The following is a 14,952-nucleotide window of genomic DNA, read 5'->3' as shown; positions in this document are numbered from 1 at the left end:
TCGGAAGATCGTGAGCGCGGGTCTGCGGTGGTCGACTTCACCCTCGTCTCCCTCCTGGTGCTCGCGCTGTTCCTCGGTGTCGTCCAGGTGGCGCTCGCGGTCCACGTCCGGGCGACGCTGGTGGACTGCGCCGCGGAGGGCGCTCGGGTCGCGGGCCGCGCCGATCGCGGCCCGCTGGACGGGGCCGCCCGGACGCGCGACCTGATCACAGCCGCGCTCTCGTCGCGGTACGCCCAGGACGTCGTGGCCCGTCAGACGGTCGTCGACGGCCTCCCGGTCGTCGAGGTGACGGTCTCCGCGCCGCTCCCGGTGGTGGGGCTTCTCGGTCCCGCGGGCGTGGTGACCGTCGACGGGCACGCGCTCGAGGAGGCACCGTGACCCGCCGGGTGCGGATACTGCTCGCTCGCCTCACCGGGGGTGGGCAGCGGGCAGAGGGGGGGAGCGCCGTCGTGGAGTTCCTGGGCGTCGCGCTCGTGCTGCTGCTGCCGGTGCTGTACCTCGTGCTGACGATCGGGCGGCTGCAGGCGGCCACGTTCGCGGTCGAGGGCGCCTCGCGGGAGGCCGCGCGCGCGTTCGTGACCGCGCCGTCCGCGGACGACGGCGCGCGGCTCGCCGAGGCGGCGGTCGCGCTCGCGCTCGACGACCAGGGATTCCGGACAGGGGCGGACGTGCTGACGATCTCGTGCTCCGCGGAGCCCTGTCTCGAGCCCGGGGGCGAGGTGGTCGCGCGGGTGCGGTTCGAGGTGCCGCTCCCGCTGGTCCCGTCGTTCGTCCGCGCCGCCGTGCCCCTCGCGGTCCCGGTCGAGGCCCAGCACGTCGCCTCCGTCGACGAGTACGCCGCGAGGCGGCCGTGATGCGCGCGAGCCTCGACCCACGGCGACGGAGCGGGTCGCCCGACGAGCCCGAGGACGGCCGCATCATGCTCCTCACGACGGCGTTCGTCGCCTTCGCCCTGCTGCTGGTCACGGTCGTGGTGAGCGCGACCCAGGTGCACCTCGAGCGCAAGCGGCTCTACGAGCTGGCGGACGCGCTCGCGCTCACGGCAGCGGACTCGATGACGCCCGAGTCGTTCTACACGGGCGCCGCGACCGCGCCGGTCGAGAGCGGCGTCCTGACGCTCACGGATTCCTCGATCCGGTCGGACGTCCAGGACTACCTGGCCCGGAACCCCGGGGCGCTCGGCGGCCTGCACGACGTCGTGGTGATCGAGGCGTCGACCTCCGACGGGCGCACCGCGACGGTGAGTCTCGCCGCCCGCGCACGACCCGCGATGGTCAGCTGGGTGACCCAGGCGTGGAGTGATGGCATCATCGTGCGTGCAGAGTCACGTGCCAGAGCGTGGTGAGCACCTGTTGCTGTTCGACGACGAGCATCCAGGAAGGGACGGTACGCAACGACGCGTGAGCATGCTCCCGCATCTTTGTTTACTTTCTTAACTTTGGATGGCCACTTCTGGTTCCTCTCTGTCAAAACCCCAGGTTCGCCGCTATGGTGATCCGGTCCGACAACAACTCCAACGATGGAGAGCTACAACATGAACGCACGAGCAACGAAGAAGCTCGTCGCCGGGGGTGCCCTCGGCGCGATGCTCATCGGCACGGTCGCCCTCGCGTCCGCTGCCTCCGCAGACCAGGTGGGCGACGACCAGGGTGTCGACGTCTCCGTCGAGATCGAGTCGAACGTCGAGCCGGGCAACCTCGCGCTCTCGGTCGCCTCGAACGCGACCACGCTCACCGAGCAGGACTCGACCGTCGCCGGCACCCGTGAGTTCACGGGCACCCTTCCCGACGTCACGGTCACCGACACGCGCACCGAGGTCCCCGACGGGGCGTTCTGGTACGTGGTCGGCGTCGCTGAGGACTTCACGGGCGACGCGGGCACCATCGGGGCGGAGAACCTCGGCTGGGCGCCGTCGCTGGTCAGCGGGAGCGAGAGTGGCCTCGTCGAGGCCGGCGAGGGCGTCGACCCCGAGCTCGAGGGTGGCGTCGGCCTCGTCGAGCAGGACCTCCTCGTCTCGGCCTACGACTCGGCCGAGGTCAACCCGGAGGGCTCGTGGACCGCGTCCGCGGGCCTCACGCTCCGCACCGCCGAGGACGTCGCCGCGGGCGCCTACTCCTCGACGATCACGCTCTCCCTCTTCGAGGACTGAGCACACGGTCCTCGTGACCTGACGGCCGGCCGCGGTCGGCCGTCGACCGAGCAGTCCACGGCGGGCCGCTCCACTCGTCCGACAGAGGTCGGATCGGGTGGGCGGCCCGCCGTCGTACGGAGAGAGCACCTGCGTGAACCCTGCATCACACCTGAGCCACGGACCGCGCCGCCCGGCCCGCTGGGTCGCCGCGGCCGGAGCGGCGCTCGTCGCGGCGCTCGCGCCCGCGCTGCCGGCGGGCGCGGCGTCCGGCGGCGTCCTGCCGCTCGACACCGAGGACGTCATCACCTGGGGCGTCAAGCCCGCCGACGCGGACGGCCCGGACGGGCGGTCCCGCGTCGAGCTGGTGCTCGACCCCGGGGCGTCCGCGTCCGAGCATCTCGCCGTGTCGAACTTCAGCGACGTGCCCGTGACCTTCTCGATCCAGGCCGCGGACGGGTACATCAACCCCAAGGGCCGGTTCAACATGCTGCCCTCCGACCGGGAGTCGACCGGCGCCGGGACCTGGATCGAGGTCCAGGACTCGGTCGAGGTCGCTCCCGACGCGACGGTCGTCGTGCCGTTCACGGTGACCGTCCCGGACAACGCCACGCCCGGCGACCACGTCGCCGGTATCGCCGCGACGATGACGAGCACCGGCGCGGGTGAGGGCGGGACGAGCGTCGGCGTGGAGAGCCGCGTCGGCTTCCGTGTCTCCACGCGCGTCACCGGGGACGTGGAGCCGGTCCTGACGGTCGAGAACGTCAAGGCGTCCTACACGCCGTCGTGGAACCCGTTCGCCGCGGGTGACATGACCGTCTCCTACGACGTGACGAACGACGGCAACGTGCGTCTCGGGGCCGATGGCGACGTCGCGACGTCGGGGTTCTTCGGACTGCTGTCCACGGACGGCTCGGCGACGCAGATCCCCGAGGTCCTGCCCGGGGGTTCGCAGCGATCCCGCGTCGAGACGCCGAACGTCTGGCCGCTCGGCCCGGTCCGGTCGACGATCACCGTCACCCCGACGGTGGTGGACGACGACCAGGTCGACGCACCGCTCGATCCGGTCACGGTCACCGTGACGACCTGGGCCATCCCGTGGCCGCAGCTCCTGCTCGTCGCGATCGTGGTCGTCCTGGTCGTCGGCGTCCGCGACGACCGCCGTCGTCGCCGCCAGCGCCTGGAGGCGATGCTCGCCAAGGCGCGCGACGAGGGTCGTCAGCAGGCGAGCGGGAGCGAGCCCGCGCCGTCGGGCACGGGTGCGACCGCCGCCAAGGGCGAGCCGAAGGCCTGACCGCTCCGCGCCGTCGGGCACGGGTCTGCCGGCCCGGCGGCGCGGAGCGCGCGCGGTGTCGCGTAACCTTGAACCTCGTGGCCACCATCGACTTTCCGACCGAGATCAAGGCGCTGCGCAGCACGCTCGAGTCCATCGAGAGCGTGAGCGACCCGGAGGTGCTGCGCGCGAAGATCGCGGACCTCTCGGAGAAGGCGTCGGCCCCCGACCTGTGGGACGACCCGGACGCCGCGCAGAAGGTGACGTCGGCGCTCTCCGCCGCACTGTCGGAGCTGGACCGGGTGAAGAAGCTCGGCCAGCGCATCGACGACGTCGAGACCCTGGTCGAGATGGGCCAGGAGATGGAGGACGAGGACACCCTCGTCGAGGCGGAGACCGAGGTCGCGGCGATCCGCAAGGACCTCGACCAGCTCGAGGTCCGCACGCTCCTCGCCGGCGAGTACGACGCCCGTGAGGCCGTCGTGACGATCCGCGCGGGCGCGGGCGGCGTGGACGCGGCCGACTTCGCGGAGATGCTCCTGCGCATGTACCTGCGCTGGGCGGAGCGCCACGGCTACTCGACCACCGTGCTCGACACGTCCTACGCCGAGGAGGCGGGGCTCAAGTCGGCCACTTTCGAGGTGAAGGCGCCCTACGCGTTCGGCCACCTCTCGGTCGAGGCGGGCACGCACCGCCTCGTGCGCATCTCGCCGTTCGACAACCAGGGACGGCGCCAGACGTCCTTCGCGGCCGTCGAGGTGATCCCGCTCATCGAGCAGACGGACTCGATCGAGATCCCGGAGTCGGAGATCAAGGTCGACGTCTTCCGCTCCTCGGGCCCGGGCGGGCAGTCGGTCAACACGACGGACTCCGCGGTGCGCATGACGCACATCCCGACCGGCATCGTCGTGTCGATGCAGAACGAGAAGTCGCAGATCCAGAACCGCGCCGCCGCGCTGCGTGTCCTCCAGTCCCGCCTGCTGCTCGTGCGCCAGGAGGAGGAGAACGCGAAGAAGAAGGAGCTCGCGGGCGACATCAAGGCGAGCTGGGGCGACCAGATGCGCTCGTACGTGCTGCAGCCGTACCAGATGGTCAAGGACCTGCGCACCGAGCACGAGGTCGGCAACCCGTCGGCGGTGTTCGACGGCGACATCGACGACTTCATCGAGGCCGGGATCCGCTGGCGCCGCGGGGCGCAGCAGGTCGACTGACCCGCCGTGGCGCCCGGGAGCGGTTGATCCGAGCAACGGGTCGATGCGCCCGGGCGCGGCGTGTCCGGCCCGCCGGGCCCCAGATGCGTGCCTACCCTCGGGATCGTGCGACGAACCTCGTTCGTCCACGGATCGACCCCCGACCCGAGGAACGTGCCGCTGTGATCCGCTTCGAGAACGTCACCAAGGTCTATGCGCGCGGCGCGAGACCGGCCGTCGACGACGTGTCGATGGAGGTCCGCCGCGGCGAGTTCGTCTTCCTCGTCGGCGCGTCGGGCTCCGGCAAGTCGACGTGCCTGCACCTCGTCCTGCGCGAGGAGCGCCCGACCAAGGGGAAGGTCTTCGTGGCGGGGCGGGACCTCGGCTCGCTGTCGAGCTGGAACGTGCCCAAGCTGCGGCGCCAGATCGGGGTCGTCTTCCAGGACTTCCGCCTGCTGCCGAACAAGACGGTGTTCGAGAACGTGGCGTTCGCGCTCCAGGTCATCGGCAAGCCGCGGCACACGATCGCGATCACCGTCCCCGAGACGCTCGAGATGGTCGGTCTCGCGGGCAAGGAGAAGCGGCGCCCGCACGAGCTCTCCGGCGGTGAGCAGCAGCGCGTCGCCATCGCGCGCGCGATGGTGAACCGGCCGCCGATCCTGCTCGCCGACGAGCCGACCGGGAACCTCGACCCGACGACGTCCCTCGGGATCATGCGCCTGCTCGACCGCATCAACCGCACCGGGACCACCGTCGTCATGGCGACGCACGACGAGGAGATCGTCAACCAGATGCGGCGTCGCGTCATCGAGCTCGACACCGGCACGCTCGTGCGCGACCAGGCGCACGGTGCGTACGGGGCGCGGGGGCAGGTCATCCCGGACCCGGAGCGGACCGTGCCCGGCACCGAGACCGGGAGCGTCCCCGCCGGGGCGCCGGAGTCCACGCCGACGACGGTCGTCCCGCGTACGCGGCAGGACCCCGCCCCGGGGGTGGCGGCCGCCGAGGAGGAGACGGCCGAGCCGCCGGCGCCGAGGCGACGCTCGGTGCGCCGCCACGTCGAGGCAGCGGCGGGGGAGTGATCGGCGTGCGACTCCAGTTCATCCTCGCGGAGCTCGGCCAGGGCCTGCGCCGCAACGTCTCGATGACGGTCTCCGTCGTCCTCGTCACGTTCGTCTCGCTGACGTTCGTCGGCGCGTCCATGCTCCTCCAGGCGCAGATCGGGAAGCTCAAGGACGACTGGTACGACAAGGTCGAGGTGTCCGTCTTCCTGTGCCCGACCGGTTCGCCGTCACCGACCTGCGCCGCGGGCGAGGCGACCCCGGACCAGATCGCGGCCCTCGAGGACGTCTTCGAGTCCGAGCTCGCCGACGAGATCCAGACCGTGTACTTCGAGTCCAAGGACGACGCGTTCGCCGCGTTCCAGGAGCGGTACCCGGACGGTTACCTCGGCACGCAGCTCACCGTCGACGACATGCAGGCGTCCTTCCGCCTCAAGCTCACCAACCCGGAGAACTACGAGGTCGTCAACGACGTCGTCACCGGGCGCCCGGGCGTCGAGGTCGTCGAGGACCAGCGGCGCATCTTCGACTCGCTCTTCCTCGCGCTGAACCGCGCGTCGCTCCTCGCCGCCGGCCTCGCCGCGGTCATGCTCCTCGCCGCGGTCCTCCTCATCACGACGACGATCCGGCTGTCGGCGCTGAGCAGGCGCCGCGAGACCGGCATCATGCGGCTCGTCGGGGCGTCGAACCTCTTCATCCAGCTCCCGTTCCTCCTCGAGGGGGCGATCGCGGCCGTGCTCGGTGCGCTCCTCGCGGTCGGCGGGCTGTGGGTGGGGGTGAAGTACCTCGTCACCGACTGGTTGTCGCAGTCCGTGACGTGGGTGGCCTACGTCGACGAGTCGGACGTGCTGCGCATCGCGCCCGTCCTCGTCGGCATCGCGTTCCTCCTGGCGGCCGTCTCCTCGGTCGTCACGCTCAACCGCCACACGAGGGTGTGAGATGACCCGGGACCTCCGCCGCGCGACCGCGGCCCTGATCGCCACGACGATGCTCCTCGTGGGGAGCGTCGCGTCGGCTACCGCCGACGACATCGACGACCGGCGTGCCGCAGCGGAACGGCGCCAGTCCGAGATCCTCGGCAACCGCGAGCAGCTCCAGTCCCAGCTCGAGGACACGGACGCCGAGCTCGCGCAGGCGGTCGTCGACCTCCAGGCGATCGAGGCGCGCCTGCCGGTCGCGCAGGCCGAGCTGGACGCCGCCGAGGCCGAGGTCGAGCGGACCCAGCGCGAGGCGGAGCTGCTCGCGCAGCGGCTCGAGGACGCGCTCGGCCAGGAGGCGGCGATCAGCGCCGAGATCGAGCGCGGCGCGACCGAGGTCGCCGACGCGAAGTCGAGCATCGCGGAGATGGCGCGCCAGGCCTACCGCGGTCAGGGCGACGTCTCGAGCCTCGGCATCGTCACGGGCGCGCAGAGCACCGAGGAGTTCATCGAGGAGTACGCGGTCTCGTCGACGGCGGCACGCAGCCAGTCCCGGTCCCTCCAGGATCTCCTGGAGGCCGAGTCGGTCGCACGCAACCGCGAGGCGCGCCTGCAGGCCGTGCGGGAGACGGTCGCCGACCTGAAGAAGCAGGCGGACGAGAACGTCGTCGCGGCCGAGGCCGCGCGCAAGGCGGCTGCGGACCGCAAGGCCGAGGTCGAGCAGCTCATCGTCGACCAGCAGGCGAAGAAGGCGACGATCGAGTCGCGCAAGGCTGCCGCCGAGGCGAAGGTCGCCGAGAACGAGGCCGCCCAGCAGTCGCTGCAGCAGGAGATCAAGGGGATCATCGCCGAGCAGGCGGAGCGCGACCGCAAGGCCGCTGAGGAGGAGGCGCGCCGCCAGCAGCAGCAGCAGCCGTCCGGCGGGGGCGGGTCGTCCGGCGGGGGAGGCGGCGGTGGCGGCGGTGGCGGGTCCTCGTCGGGAGGCGACCGGGGCAGCATCTCGAGCTTCCTGTCGTTCCCGACCGCGGTGCCGCACGTGACGTCGAGCTACGGGATGCGGCTGCACCCCATCCTCGGGTACTACCGCCTGCACGCGGGGACCGACCTGCGCGCCTACTGCGGCACCCCGATCATGGCCGCCGGGCCGGGGACCGTCGTCCACGCGCAGTGGCGCAACGGCTTCGGCAACCAGGTGCTGATCAACCACGGGACCGTCGGCGGGTCGAACCTCATGACGAGCTACAACCACCTCACCCGTTTCGCCGTCTCCTCCGGGCAGTCGGTCAACAAGGGGGACGTCATCGGCTACTCGGGCAACACCGGGCTGTCCGGGGCGTGCCACCTCCACTTCGAGGTGTACGTCAACGGGTCCACCATCGACCCGATGTCCGTCCTGGGCTGACCGGGGACGTCCGGCTGAGCACGACCGTGCCCCGCACGGTCGGCCCGGCCCCCGCCGTCCCGGGCGCAGGGGATAATCGGTACCGGGCGGCGTCGGGCACCCGTACGCTGGTGCTCCGGCGACGACACGACAGCGAAGGACGGTAGGACACGGATGGCGAAGGACACCGGCCGCAAGGTCGTCGCCAGCAACCGCAAGGCACGCCACGACTACGTGATCGAGGACGTGTACGAGGCGGGGATCGTCCTGTCGGGCACCGAGGTCAAGGCGCTGCGGATGGGGCGGGCCTCGCTCGTCGACGGCTACGTCGCCGTCGACCGGGGCGAGGCCTGGCTGGAGAACGTCCACATCCCGGAGTACACCGAGGGCACGTGGAACAACCACGCCCCGCGGCGCAAGCGCAAGCTGCTCCTGCACAAGGAGGAGATCCTGCGCCTCGAGTCCAAGACGCGCGAGAAGGGGCACACGATCGTGCCCCTCGCGCTGTACTTCCTCGACGGCCGGGCCAAGGTCGAGATCGCGCTCGCACGCGGCAAGAAGGAGTACGACAAGCGGCAGGCCCTGCGCGAGAAGCAGGACAACCGCGAGGCGCAGCGCGCGATACGGCAGCGCGAGCTGCGCTGACCCTGGCGGGGTTCGGGCCGACGGCCCCACCCGCTGGTGGCGTCGTCGCCCTCGACGTACGGTCGAGGGCGAGAAGACGACCACGAACCAGGAGGCCCCATGGTCAAGCTCCGTCAGTACATCCCGCGCCTCGCGGCGGGTGCGTACATCCTCAACTCCGGCCTGAACAAGCGCGGGGCGGACGAGGCGACCGCGCAGGGGATCCACGGCATGGCCGCCGGGACGTACTCGTTCCTCGAGGACGTCGAGCCGAGGCAGTTCACGAAGGCGCTCTCGACCACGGAGATCGCGCTCGGCGCGGCGCTGGTCGCCCCGTTCGTCCCGACCGGGCTCGTGGCCGTGGGCCTGGGCGTCTTCTCGGCCGGGCTCGTGGGCATGTACCTGAAGACCCCGGGCATGACGCGCGAGGACGGTGTGCGGCCGACCGAGCAGGGCACCGGGCTCGCGAAGGACGTGTTCCTCCTCGGGATCGCGGGCGGTCTGCTCGTGGACGCGCTGAGCCGCAAGAAGTAGGCGCGAGCCCGGCGGCGTCCGGCCGCGCGGAAATAACGGTGCGGCAGTCGGCGTTCATCCCGTAGGCTTGTCCTGCTGAGCGAGGACCGGGTCCGCCCGGGAACCGCGCAGTGGTTTGACAACTCCACAGGGGGTGATCGGTTTCGACGGTGGTCGTGCTTCGAGGAGAAGCGGGCCGAGGATGCAGGCTTATCTCGTTAACGATGTCTGCAAACCACAGGTGCCGATAACAAGCGCACCGACTTCGCCCTCGCCGCCTGAGCGAGCCCCGAAGTCCGTCAGCCCGAGCTAGCTCTCGACTCGGATCCTGGCGTCATCTAGAGAGCCACTGCTCGTAGTCCTCGTCATCGGGGCTGCGGGGACTTTCAGGTGACTGAGCCCGTCCGCATCTTGTCTGCGTGAGTGCGGGGGCCGAGAAAAACGACAGCAGACTGCGCCCGGAGAAGTCCTCGATCGGCGTCACCGGACCGGGGTTCGATTCCCCGCACCTCCACCCCTGCGGCAACGGCCCGCACCCCTCGAGGGTGCGGGCCGTCGTCGTCTCCGTGGGCGGACGTCGACCCCTCGGACGGTCCGTCACCAGCCGTGCTGCGCCCAGGCGGCGGCCGCCTCCTCGCCGTCGAGCCACTCGACCCGCAGCCGTCGCCCCCGCACGACGAGGCCGTCGCCGTCCTCGCGGGGGAGCGGCGGCGCCTCGGGGTCGTCGCTGTACAGGTCCTCGGCCAGGGCCGGGTCGGTGTCGTCGAGGTGGGCGCGCCACTGCACGCGCGGCTCGGGGTTCACGTGCCGCGGGAAGGCGTAGGGCCCGACGGTGTCCCAGTGCGTGCACACGCGCGTCACGAGGTGCCCGACCGGTCGCGAGGCGCCGTCCGCGTCGTGCCAGAGGCGCGCGACCCGCCCGGTCGGCGGGGTCGTCGCGGAGGCTGGGTCAGTCATGCGTGGACGCCCCGACGAGCGGCTCGCGGCTCGCGACCGGAGCGTCGGGGCCGTCGTCGGGCCCTGGACGGTCGGCCGCGGTCGGCGGCGTGCCACCGTCGTCGGCGCGACGCCGCGACCGGCGCAGCACCCACCGGACCACGACCAGCACGACCCCGGCGACCACGAGCCACGGGAGCAGGGCCCCGAGGACGACGACGAGCCCGTTGAGCGTCACGAGCAGGGCGTTCCAGCCGTTCTGCAGGCCCCCGAGGAAGCCTCCGGGGGCGAGCTGCTCGGCGGGCGCGACCTGCACGAGCGTGACGTGCAGGGTCGACATGGAGACCTGGTCCGTGAGCGCCGCCCGCTGCGACTGGAGCGACTCCAGCTCGGCCTGGCGCGTCGTCAGCTCCTGCTCCGCGGCGAGCAGGTCCGCGGTGGTGGCGGCGTCGCCCATGAGCGTGCGCAGCCGTTCGACCGACGTCGTCAGGGCGTCGACGCGGGCGTCGAGGTCGCGTGCGGTCCCGGTCACGTCGACCGCCTCGATCGACAGGTCGCGCACCTCGCCCACCTGGTCGAGCGCGTCGACGGTGGCGGTCGTCTGCGCCGACGGCACGCGGATCGTGAGCTCGGCCGACGCGCGCGCGTCGCCCTCGGGCTCCGACTGCCGCCGGCTCTCGACCCGGCCGCCCGCGCTCTCCGCGAGGTCGGCGACCGCGTCTGCCGCCGCCGACGGGTCGGCGGCCACGACCGTGACCGACCCCGTGGTGACGATCTCCCGGTCCGCCGCGGCGACGGCGTCCTCGTCCCCGGGGGCGATCCCTGAGGACGCGTCGCCGGGGGCGTCTGCCGCCCCGCTCCCCGCGACCTCCGAGGCCGCGCCGCCGTCGTCCACGGAGTACGACGCCATGTCACCCGAGGACGCGGAGCAGCCCGCCAGGAGGGCGCCGCCGAGCAGGAGCGCAGCGACGACGGCGAGGGGGCGAGTGGTCCGCATGCTGCGAGAGTAGGGGGCCAAGCGCGCGAACCGGACACCGCACGCGACATCGTGACCGTCTTGTGAACTGGTCGTGATCCAACCGCAGCGCGACACCCCCGACCGTGGACGGCGGCGCGCCCCGGAGCCCCGGCACGGCAGGATGGTCGCGTGCTGGTGTGCTGCGGTCTCGTGACCCTCGACGTCGTCCAGGTCGTCGACGCGCTGCCGCGTCCTGACGAGAAGGTCGTCGCGCGGTCCCTGTCCGCGACCTTCGGAGGACCCGCCGCCAACGCCGCCGCGACCGCCGTCGCGCTCGGCGTCCCCACGCGGCTCGTCACCGCGGTCGGGGACGGGCCGCTCGCCGCGGTCGTCCGTCGCGAGCTCGCGGACTGCGGCGTCGACCTGGTCGACGCCGCGGGGGAGACGGCCGGCGGGCACCTCGCCGTCTCGACCGTGCTCGTCACGCGGACCACCGGCGAGCGCGCCGTCGTGAGCACCAACGCGTCCGGGTTCGGCGACCTCGCGGCTCGCGCCACGGCCGACGGCCCCGGGCTCCTCGACGGTGTCGGGCCGCGTGACGTCCTGCTGCTGGACGGGCACCTCCCGGGCCTCGCCCTCGAGATGGCTCGTCAGGCGCGCGAGCGGGGCACGGCCGTCGTGCTCGACGGCGGGTCGTGGAAGCCGGACGCCGCCCGGATGATCGGGCTGTGCGACGCGGTGGTGGTGTCGGCGGACTTCCGGCCGCCGGGGGTCGGGGCGGGCGACGTGCTCGCCGCGGTCGCGGCGCTCGGGCCGCTGTTCGTCGCCCGCACGCGCGGACCGCGTGCCGTCGAGGTGCTCGACGCGGGGGAGCGCTACGAGGTCGCGGTCCCCGAGCCGGAGCGCGTCGTCGACACCCTCGGGGCGGGCGACGTCGTCCACGGCGCGTTCGCGGCGGGGCGGTCGCGCGGCGCGTCGTGGCGGGCCGCGCTCGAGGAGGCGGTCGTCGTGGCGTCGCGCTCGGTGGAGCATCCGGGCGCGCGGGGCTGGGTCGGGGCGGCGACGCCCTGAGGAGGACGGGCGGGTCCAGGGGCCGCCGTGCCCGGGACCCAGGTCCCGTGGCGAGGGCCGATCGGCAACATTTCGGTCACGAAGCCGCGAGGAAGTTGACAGCCACTTAGTAAAGGCAGTCTACTAACAAACATGACAACGGCAGTCACCGGGACCGGAGCACCGAGGAGGCGTCTGAGCACAGGGCTCAGGCCGACCTCGAAGGTGCTGCCCGAGCACGCTCGGGCCCACAACCGGTCCCTCGTGCTGCAGCACCTGTTCCACGAGGGACCCACCTCGCGCGCCGACCTGGCCCGCGCCACGTCCCTCACCCGGGTGACGATCTCGGACCTCGTGTCCGTGCTCATCGCGGAGGGCCTCGTCGAGGAGCTCGGCGTCCGCCCGGGCCAGCGCGTCGGCAAGCCCGCGATCCTCGTCGGGATGCGCACCAGCGCCTACCAGATCGTCTCCGTGGACCTCACCGACGACGAGGTGCTGCGCGGCGCCGTCCTCACGCTCACCGGCGACTTCGTCGTCCGGCAGAGCCTGGCGGTCGACGGCCGCACCGGCACCGAGCTGGTCGACCTCCTCACGCGCTTCTGCCGCGGCCTCATCGCGTCCGCCACCCAGCCGGTCATCGGCGTGGGGATCGGGTCGCCCGGCGTCGTCGACGCCGAGGGTCGCGTCATCGAGGCGCCCAACCGACGCTGGTACGACGTCCCGCTCGCCGCGCAGCTCACCGAGCGGCTCGGCCTCGCGGTCCACGTGGCCAACGACGCGAACATCGCCGCGCTCGGTGAGTTCACGTTCGGCGGCGCGGCCGGTGACGGCCTGCTCGTCCTCACCGTGGGCGAGGGCGTGGGCGCCGGGATCATGGTCGACGGCGCACGGGTGCGCGGGCACGCGGACGCGGCCGGCGAGCTGGGGCACGTGACCGTCGTCGACGACGGCGAGCCGTGTGCCTGCGGGCGCCGCGGCTGCCTGGAGACCGTCCTGTCCGTGCCGGCGCTGCGCCGCGCGGTGGACGGGCTCGACACCGAGGCTTCCGACGCCGTCCTGGCGTCGGTGGGCAGGACGCTGGGCATCGCTCTGGCACCTGTCGTCAGTGCGCTCAACCTCGCGGAGGTGCTCGTCAGCGGTCCTGCGGACCTGCTCGACGGGCCGCTGCGCGAGGCGGCGTTCGAGACCATCCGCTCCCGCACGATGCCGGTCATCGGCAGCGGGCTCCAGGTGCGGATGGCCACGCTCGACGAAGACGTCGTCCTAGCCGGGGCAGCCGTCCTCGTCCTGTCCGGACAGCTGGGGGTCTCATGAGCCGACGACGCTCGGACTGACCCCCACCGCCCGACCGGGGCCGGTTCGTCCCAGCCCTCAGACCTCCTGGGGAACCCCAGAACAGCATCCCCAGGAACGCAGTACCCCTGCACGCGCTCGATTACGCAGGACTCCTGCCACACCTCCGGTGGCGTCACTGACGCCGCCACCAAGAATCACCGAGAGGAAGCACCCAGTGAAGAGGAACCGTCTCGTCGCCGCCTCCGTGGCGTCGACGATCACCCTGGCGCTCGCGCTGACCGCCTGCAGCACCGGCGGGAGCGGCGACAACGGCTCCGGCGAGACCGAGGCCACGACCGGCGACATCCGCGTCTGGCTCAACGGCTCGGACACGCCCGACGCCGCGCGCGAGTACCTCAAGACGACGTTCGAGGAGGAGAACCCGGGCAGCACCCTCACGATCGAGGAGCAGTCCTGGACCGGCCTCGTCGACAAGCTGACGACGTCGCTCTCCGGGTCGGACAGCCCGGACGTCGTCGAGGTCGGCAACACGCAGTCCCCGGCGTTCACGTCCGCGGGCTACTTCCGTGAGATCACGGAGGAGGAGTTCCAGTCCTTCGGCGGCGACGACCTGCTCAAGGGCTTCGTCGAGGCCGGCGACTGGGACGAGAAGCACTACGCGCTGCCGTACTACGCCGGCTCGCGCGCCGTGTTCTACTCGCCGTCGGCCATCGGCTCGGAGATCACCGTCCCGACGACGCTCGACGAGTACGTCGCGCTGGGCAAGTCGCTCAAGACCGACACCCGCTCGGGCGTCTACTGGCCCGGCCAGGACTGGTACAACGCGCTCCCGTTCGTGTGGGAGAACGGCGGCTTCATCGCCGAGCAGAACGACTCCGGCGAGTGGGAGGCGGGCTTCTCGAGCGAGGGCGGCCTCGCCGGCCTCGCGCAGGTCCAGGACCTCATGCTCAACGCGTCGCTCGCGCCGAAGGACGGTCAGGAGACCGACCTCCAGGTGCCGTTCTGCGAGGGCAACGTCGCGTTCCTCTCGGCGCCGACGTGGATCCAGTGGTCCATCAACGCTCCGGAGGAGCCCGAGACGCCGGACGGCGTCCCCGGCTGCGCCTCGACCTACGGCGCCGACCTCACGGCCTTCCCGCTCCCGGGCAAGGAGGCCGGCACGACCGCGCAGGTCTTCGCCGGTGGCTCGAACATCGCCGTGGCGCAGAAGTCGAACAACCCTGAGCTCGCGTTCAAGGCGTTCGAGATCATGATGAGCGACGAGTACCAGACGATCCTGGCGCAGAACGGTCTCATCCCGGCCCGCGTCTCGCTCTCGAGCGAGGTCCCGCAGGACAACCCGATCGCCCAGGCCGGTGTCGCGGCTGCGGCGAACACGCGCCTCACCCCGCCGTCGCCCAAGTGGGCGGACGTCGAGGCGCAGAACGTGCTCCAGACCGCCTTCACGCGGATCGCGAACGGTGACGACGTCAACACTGTCGCCACCGAGCTGGACGCGAAGATCGAGGAGATCCTCAACAGCTGAGCCCGTCCGGTGGCGCCCGGGCTCGTCCGGGCGCCACCGGAGGCTCGAGCCGTCAGGGGTGGGGTCTCCTCGTGGGAGCCCCCACCCCTTCCCATGACGG

General features: G+C 72.1%; 15 protein-coding genes, 1 other RNA gene and 1 pseudogene. 15 read left to right on the top strand and 2 right to left on the bottom strand.

The features are described 5' to 3' along the window. The first annotated feature begins 27 nt into the window (after nucleotides 1–27). The 12 genes and pseudogenes from ACFC2L_RS03410 to ssrA all read left to right on the top strand — a co-directional run bounded on the left by ACFC2L_RS03410 (nucleotide 28) and on the right by ssrA (nucleotide 9,604). On the top strand, nucleotides 28–378 hold the full coding sequence (locus ACFC2L_RS03410) for a TadE family protein (RefSeq protein WP_375822908.1): 351 nt from the start codon (nucleotides 28–30) through the stop codon (nucleotides 376–378). A gap of 71 nt (nucleotides 379–449) precedes the next feature. Continuing rightward, nucleotides 450–854: a pilus assembly protein gene (locus ACFC2L_RS03405; protein WP_375822907.1), complete on the top strand. Its 405-nt coding sequence runs from the start codon at nucleotides 450–452 to the stop codon at nucleotides 852–854. Beyond that, nucleotides 854–1,345: a pilus assembly protein TadG-related protein gene (locus ACFC2L_RS03400; protein ID WP_375822906.1), complete on the top strand. Its 492-nt coding sequence runs from the start codon at nucleotides 854–856 to the stop codon at nucleotides 1,343–1,345. The genes ACFC2L_RS03405 and ACFC2L_RS03400 overlap by 1 nt, the downstream gene beginning before the upstream one ends. A 189-nt stretch (nucleotides 1,346–1,534) precedes the next feature. Next, nucleotides 1,535–2,149, top strand: a complete 615-nt coding sequence (locus ACFC2L_RS03395; protein WP_375822905.1) for a hypothetical protein — start codon at nucleotides 1,535–1,537, stop codon at nucleotides 2,147–2,149. A gap of 133 nt (nucleotides 2,150–2,282) precedes the next feature. Next, entirely contained in the window at nucleotides 2,283–3,422 is a 1,140-nt protein-coding gene (locus tag ACFC2L_RS03390; protein WP_375822904.1) for a WxL protein peptidoglycan domain-containing protein, read from the top strand. Between the two features lie 77 nt (nucleotides 3,423–3,499). Next, complete coding sequence (gene prfB, locus ACFC2L_RS03385; RefSeq protein WP_375822903.1) at nucleotides 3,500–4,612, top strand: peptide chain release factor 2; 1,113 nt, start codon at nucleotides 3,500–3,502, stop codon at nucleotides 4,610–4,612. Between the two features lie 161 nt (nucleotides 4,613–4,773). Then, nucleotides 4,774–5,454, top strand: a pseudogene (gene ftsE / locus ACFC2L_RS03380) (cell division ATP-binding protein FtsE); the annotation flags it as partial. 224 nt (nucleotides 5,455–5,678) lie between these two features. Beyond that, nucleotides 5,679–6,590 carry a permease-like cell division protein FtsX gene (gene ftsX / locus ACFC2L_RS03375; protein ID WP_047234060.1) on the top strand — a complete coding sequence of 304 codons (912 nt, stop codon included), beginning with the start codon at nucleotides 5,679–5,681 and terminating at the stop codon, nucleotides 6,588–6,590. 1 nt (nucleotide 6,591) lies between these two features. Then, nucleotides 6,592–7,971, top strand: coding sequence for a peptidoglycan DD-metalloendopeptidase family protein (locus tag ACFC2L_RS03370; protein WP_375822902.1), 1,380 nt, complete (start codon nucleotides 6,592–6,594; stop codon nucleotides 7,969–7,971). A 153-nt stretch (nucleotides 7,972–8,124) separates the two neighbouring features. Continuing rightward, nucleotides 8,125–8,595, top strand: a complete 471-nt coding sequence (gene smpB / locus ACFC2L_RS03365) for an SsrA-binding protein SmpB (protein WP_375822901.1) — start codon at nucleotides 8,125–8,127, stop codon at nucleotides 8,593–8,595. A 99-nt stretch (nucleotides 8,596–8,694) separates the two neighbouring features. After that, nucleotides 8,695–9,108, top strand: a complete 414-nt coding sequence (locus ACFC2L_RS03360; protein ID WP_375822900.1) for a hypothetical protein — start codon at nucleotides 8,695–8,697, stop codon at nucleotides 9,106–9,108. A gap of 129 nt (nucleotides 9,109–9,237) precedes the next feature. Continuing rightward, nucleotides 9,238–9,604, top strand: a transfer-messenger RNA (tmRNA) gene (ssrA, locus tag ACFC2L_RS03355). A gap of 80 nt (nucleotides 9,605–9,684) precedes the next feature. On the opposite strand, the gene ACFC2L_RS03350 is transcribed toward ssrA, so the two are convergent. Continuing rightward, on the bottom strand, nucleotides 9,685–10,044 hold the full coding sequence (locus tag ACFC2L_RS03350) for a hypothetical protein (RefSeq protein ID WP_375822899.1): 360 nt from the start codon (nucleotides 10,042–10,044) through the stop codon (nucleotides 9,685–9,687). Continuing rightward, nucleotides 10,037–11,020, bottom strand: coding sequence for a DUF4349 domain-containing protein (locus ACFC2L_RS03345; RefSeq protein ID WP_375822898.1), 984 nt, complete (start codon nucleotides 11,018–11,020; stop codon nucleotides 10,037–10,039). Before ACFC2L_RS03345 ends, ACFC2L_RS03350 begins: the two co-directional genes overlap by 8 nt. 150 nt (nucleotides 11,021–11,170) lie before the next feature. On the opposite strand from ACFC2L_RS03345, the gene ACFC2L_RS03340 reads away from it, so the two are divergent. From ACFC2L_RS03340 to ACFC2L_RS03330, 3 genes are all read left to right on the top strand, one after another. Then, on the top strand, nucleotides 11,171–12,052 hold the full coding sequence (locus ACFC2L_RS03340; protein ID WP_375822897.1) for a PfkB family carbohydrate kinase: 882 nt from the start codon (nucleotides 11,171–11,173) through the stop codon (nucleotides 12,050–12,052). Between the two features lie 132 nt (nucleotides 12,053–12,184). Beyond that, nucleotides 12,185–13,345, top strand: a complete 1,161-nt coding sequence (locus ACFC2L_RS03335; RefSeq protein ID WP_082141568.1) for an ROK family transcriptional regulator — start codon at nucleotides 12,185–12,187, stop codon at nucleotides 13,343–13,345. A 196-nt stretch (nucleotides 13,346–13,541) separates the two neighbouring features. Then, nucleotides 13,542–14,852, top strand: coding sequence for an extracellular solute-binding protein (locus ACFC2L_RS03330; protein WP_375822896.1), 1,311 nt, complete (start codon nucleotides 13,542–13,544; stop codon nucleotides 14,850–14,852). The last annotated feature ends 100 nt before the right edge of the window (nucleotides 14,853–14,952 follow it).

Source organism: Cellulosimicrobium sp. NPDC055967, from assembly GCF_042269845.1.
GTDB lineage: Bacteria > Actinomycetota > Actinomycetes > Actinomycetales > Cellulomonadaceae > Cellulosimicrobium.
Note: the sequence above shows the minus strand (reverse complement) of the source record. Positions and strands in the feature narration are given on the sequence as shown.

Coding starts and splice junctions, on each gene's coding strand:
- ACFC2L_RS03400 (WP_375822906.1), top strand. CDS start 854: ATGCGCGCGAGCCTCGACCCACGGCGACGGAGCGGGTCGCCCGACGAG.
- ACFC2L_RS03395 (WP_375822905.1), top strand. CDS start 1,535: ATGAACGCACGAGCAACGAAGAAGCTCGTCGCCGGGGGTGCCCTCGGC.
- ACFC2L_RS03370 (WP_375822902.1), top strand. CDS start 6,592: ATGACCCGGGACCTCCGCCGCGCGACCGCGGCCCTGATCGCCACGACG.
- smpB (WP_375822901.1), top strand. CDS start 8,125: ATGGCGAAGGACACCGGCCGCAAGGTCGTCGCCAGCAACCGCAAGGCA.
- ACFC2L_RS03360 (WP_375822900.1), top strand. CDS start 8,695: ATGGTCAAGCTCCGTCAGTACATCCCGCGCCTCGCGGCGGGTGCGTAC.
- ACFC2L_RS03350 (WP_375822899.1), bottom strand. CDS start 10,044: ATGACTGACCCAGCCTCCGCGACGACCCCGCCGACCGGGCGGGTCGCG.
- ACFC2L_RS03345 (WP_375822898.1), bottom strand. CDS start 11,020: ATGCGGACCACTCGCCCCCTCGCCGTCGTCGCTGCGCTCCTGCTCGGC.
- ACFC2L_RS03335 (WP_082141568.1), top strand. CDS start 12,185: ATGACAACGGCAGTCACCGGGACCGGAGCACCGAGGAGGCGTCTGAGC.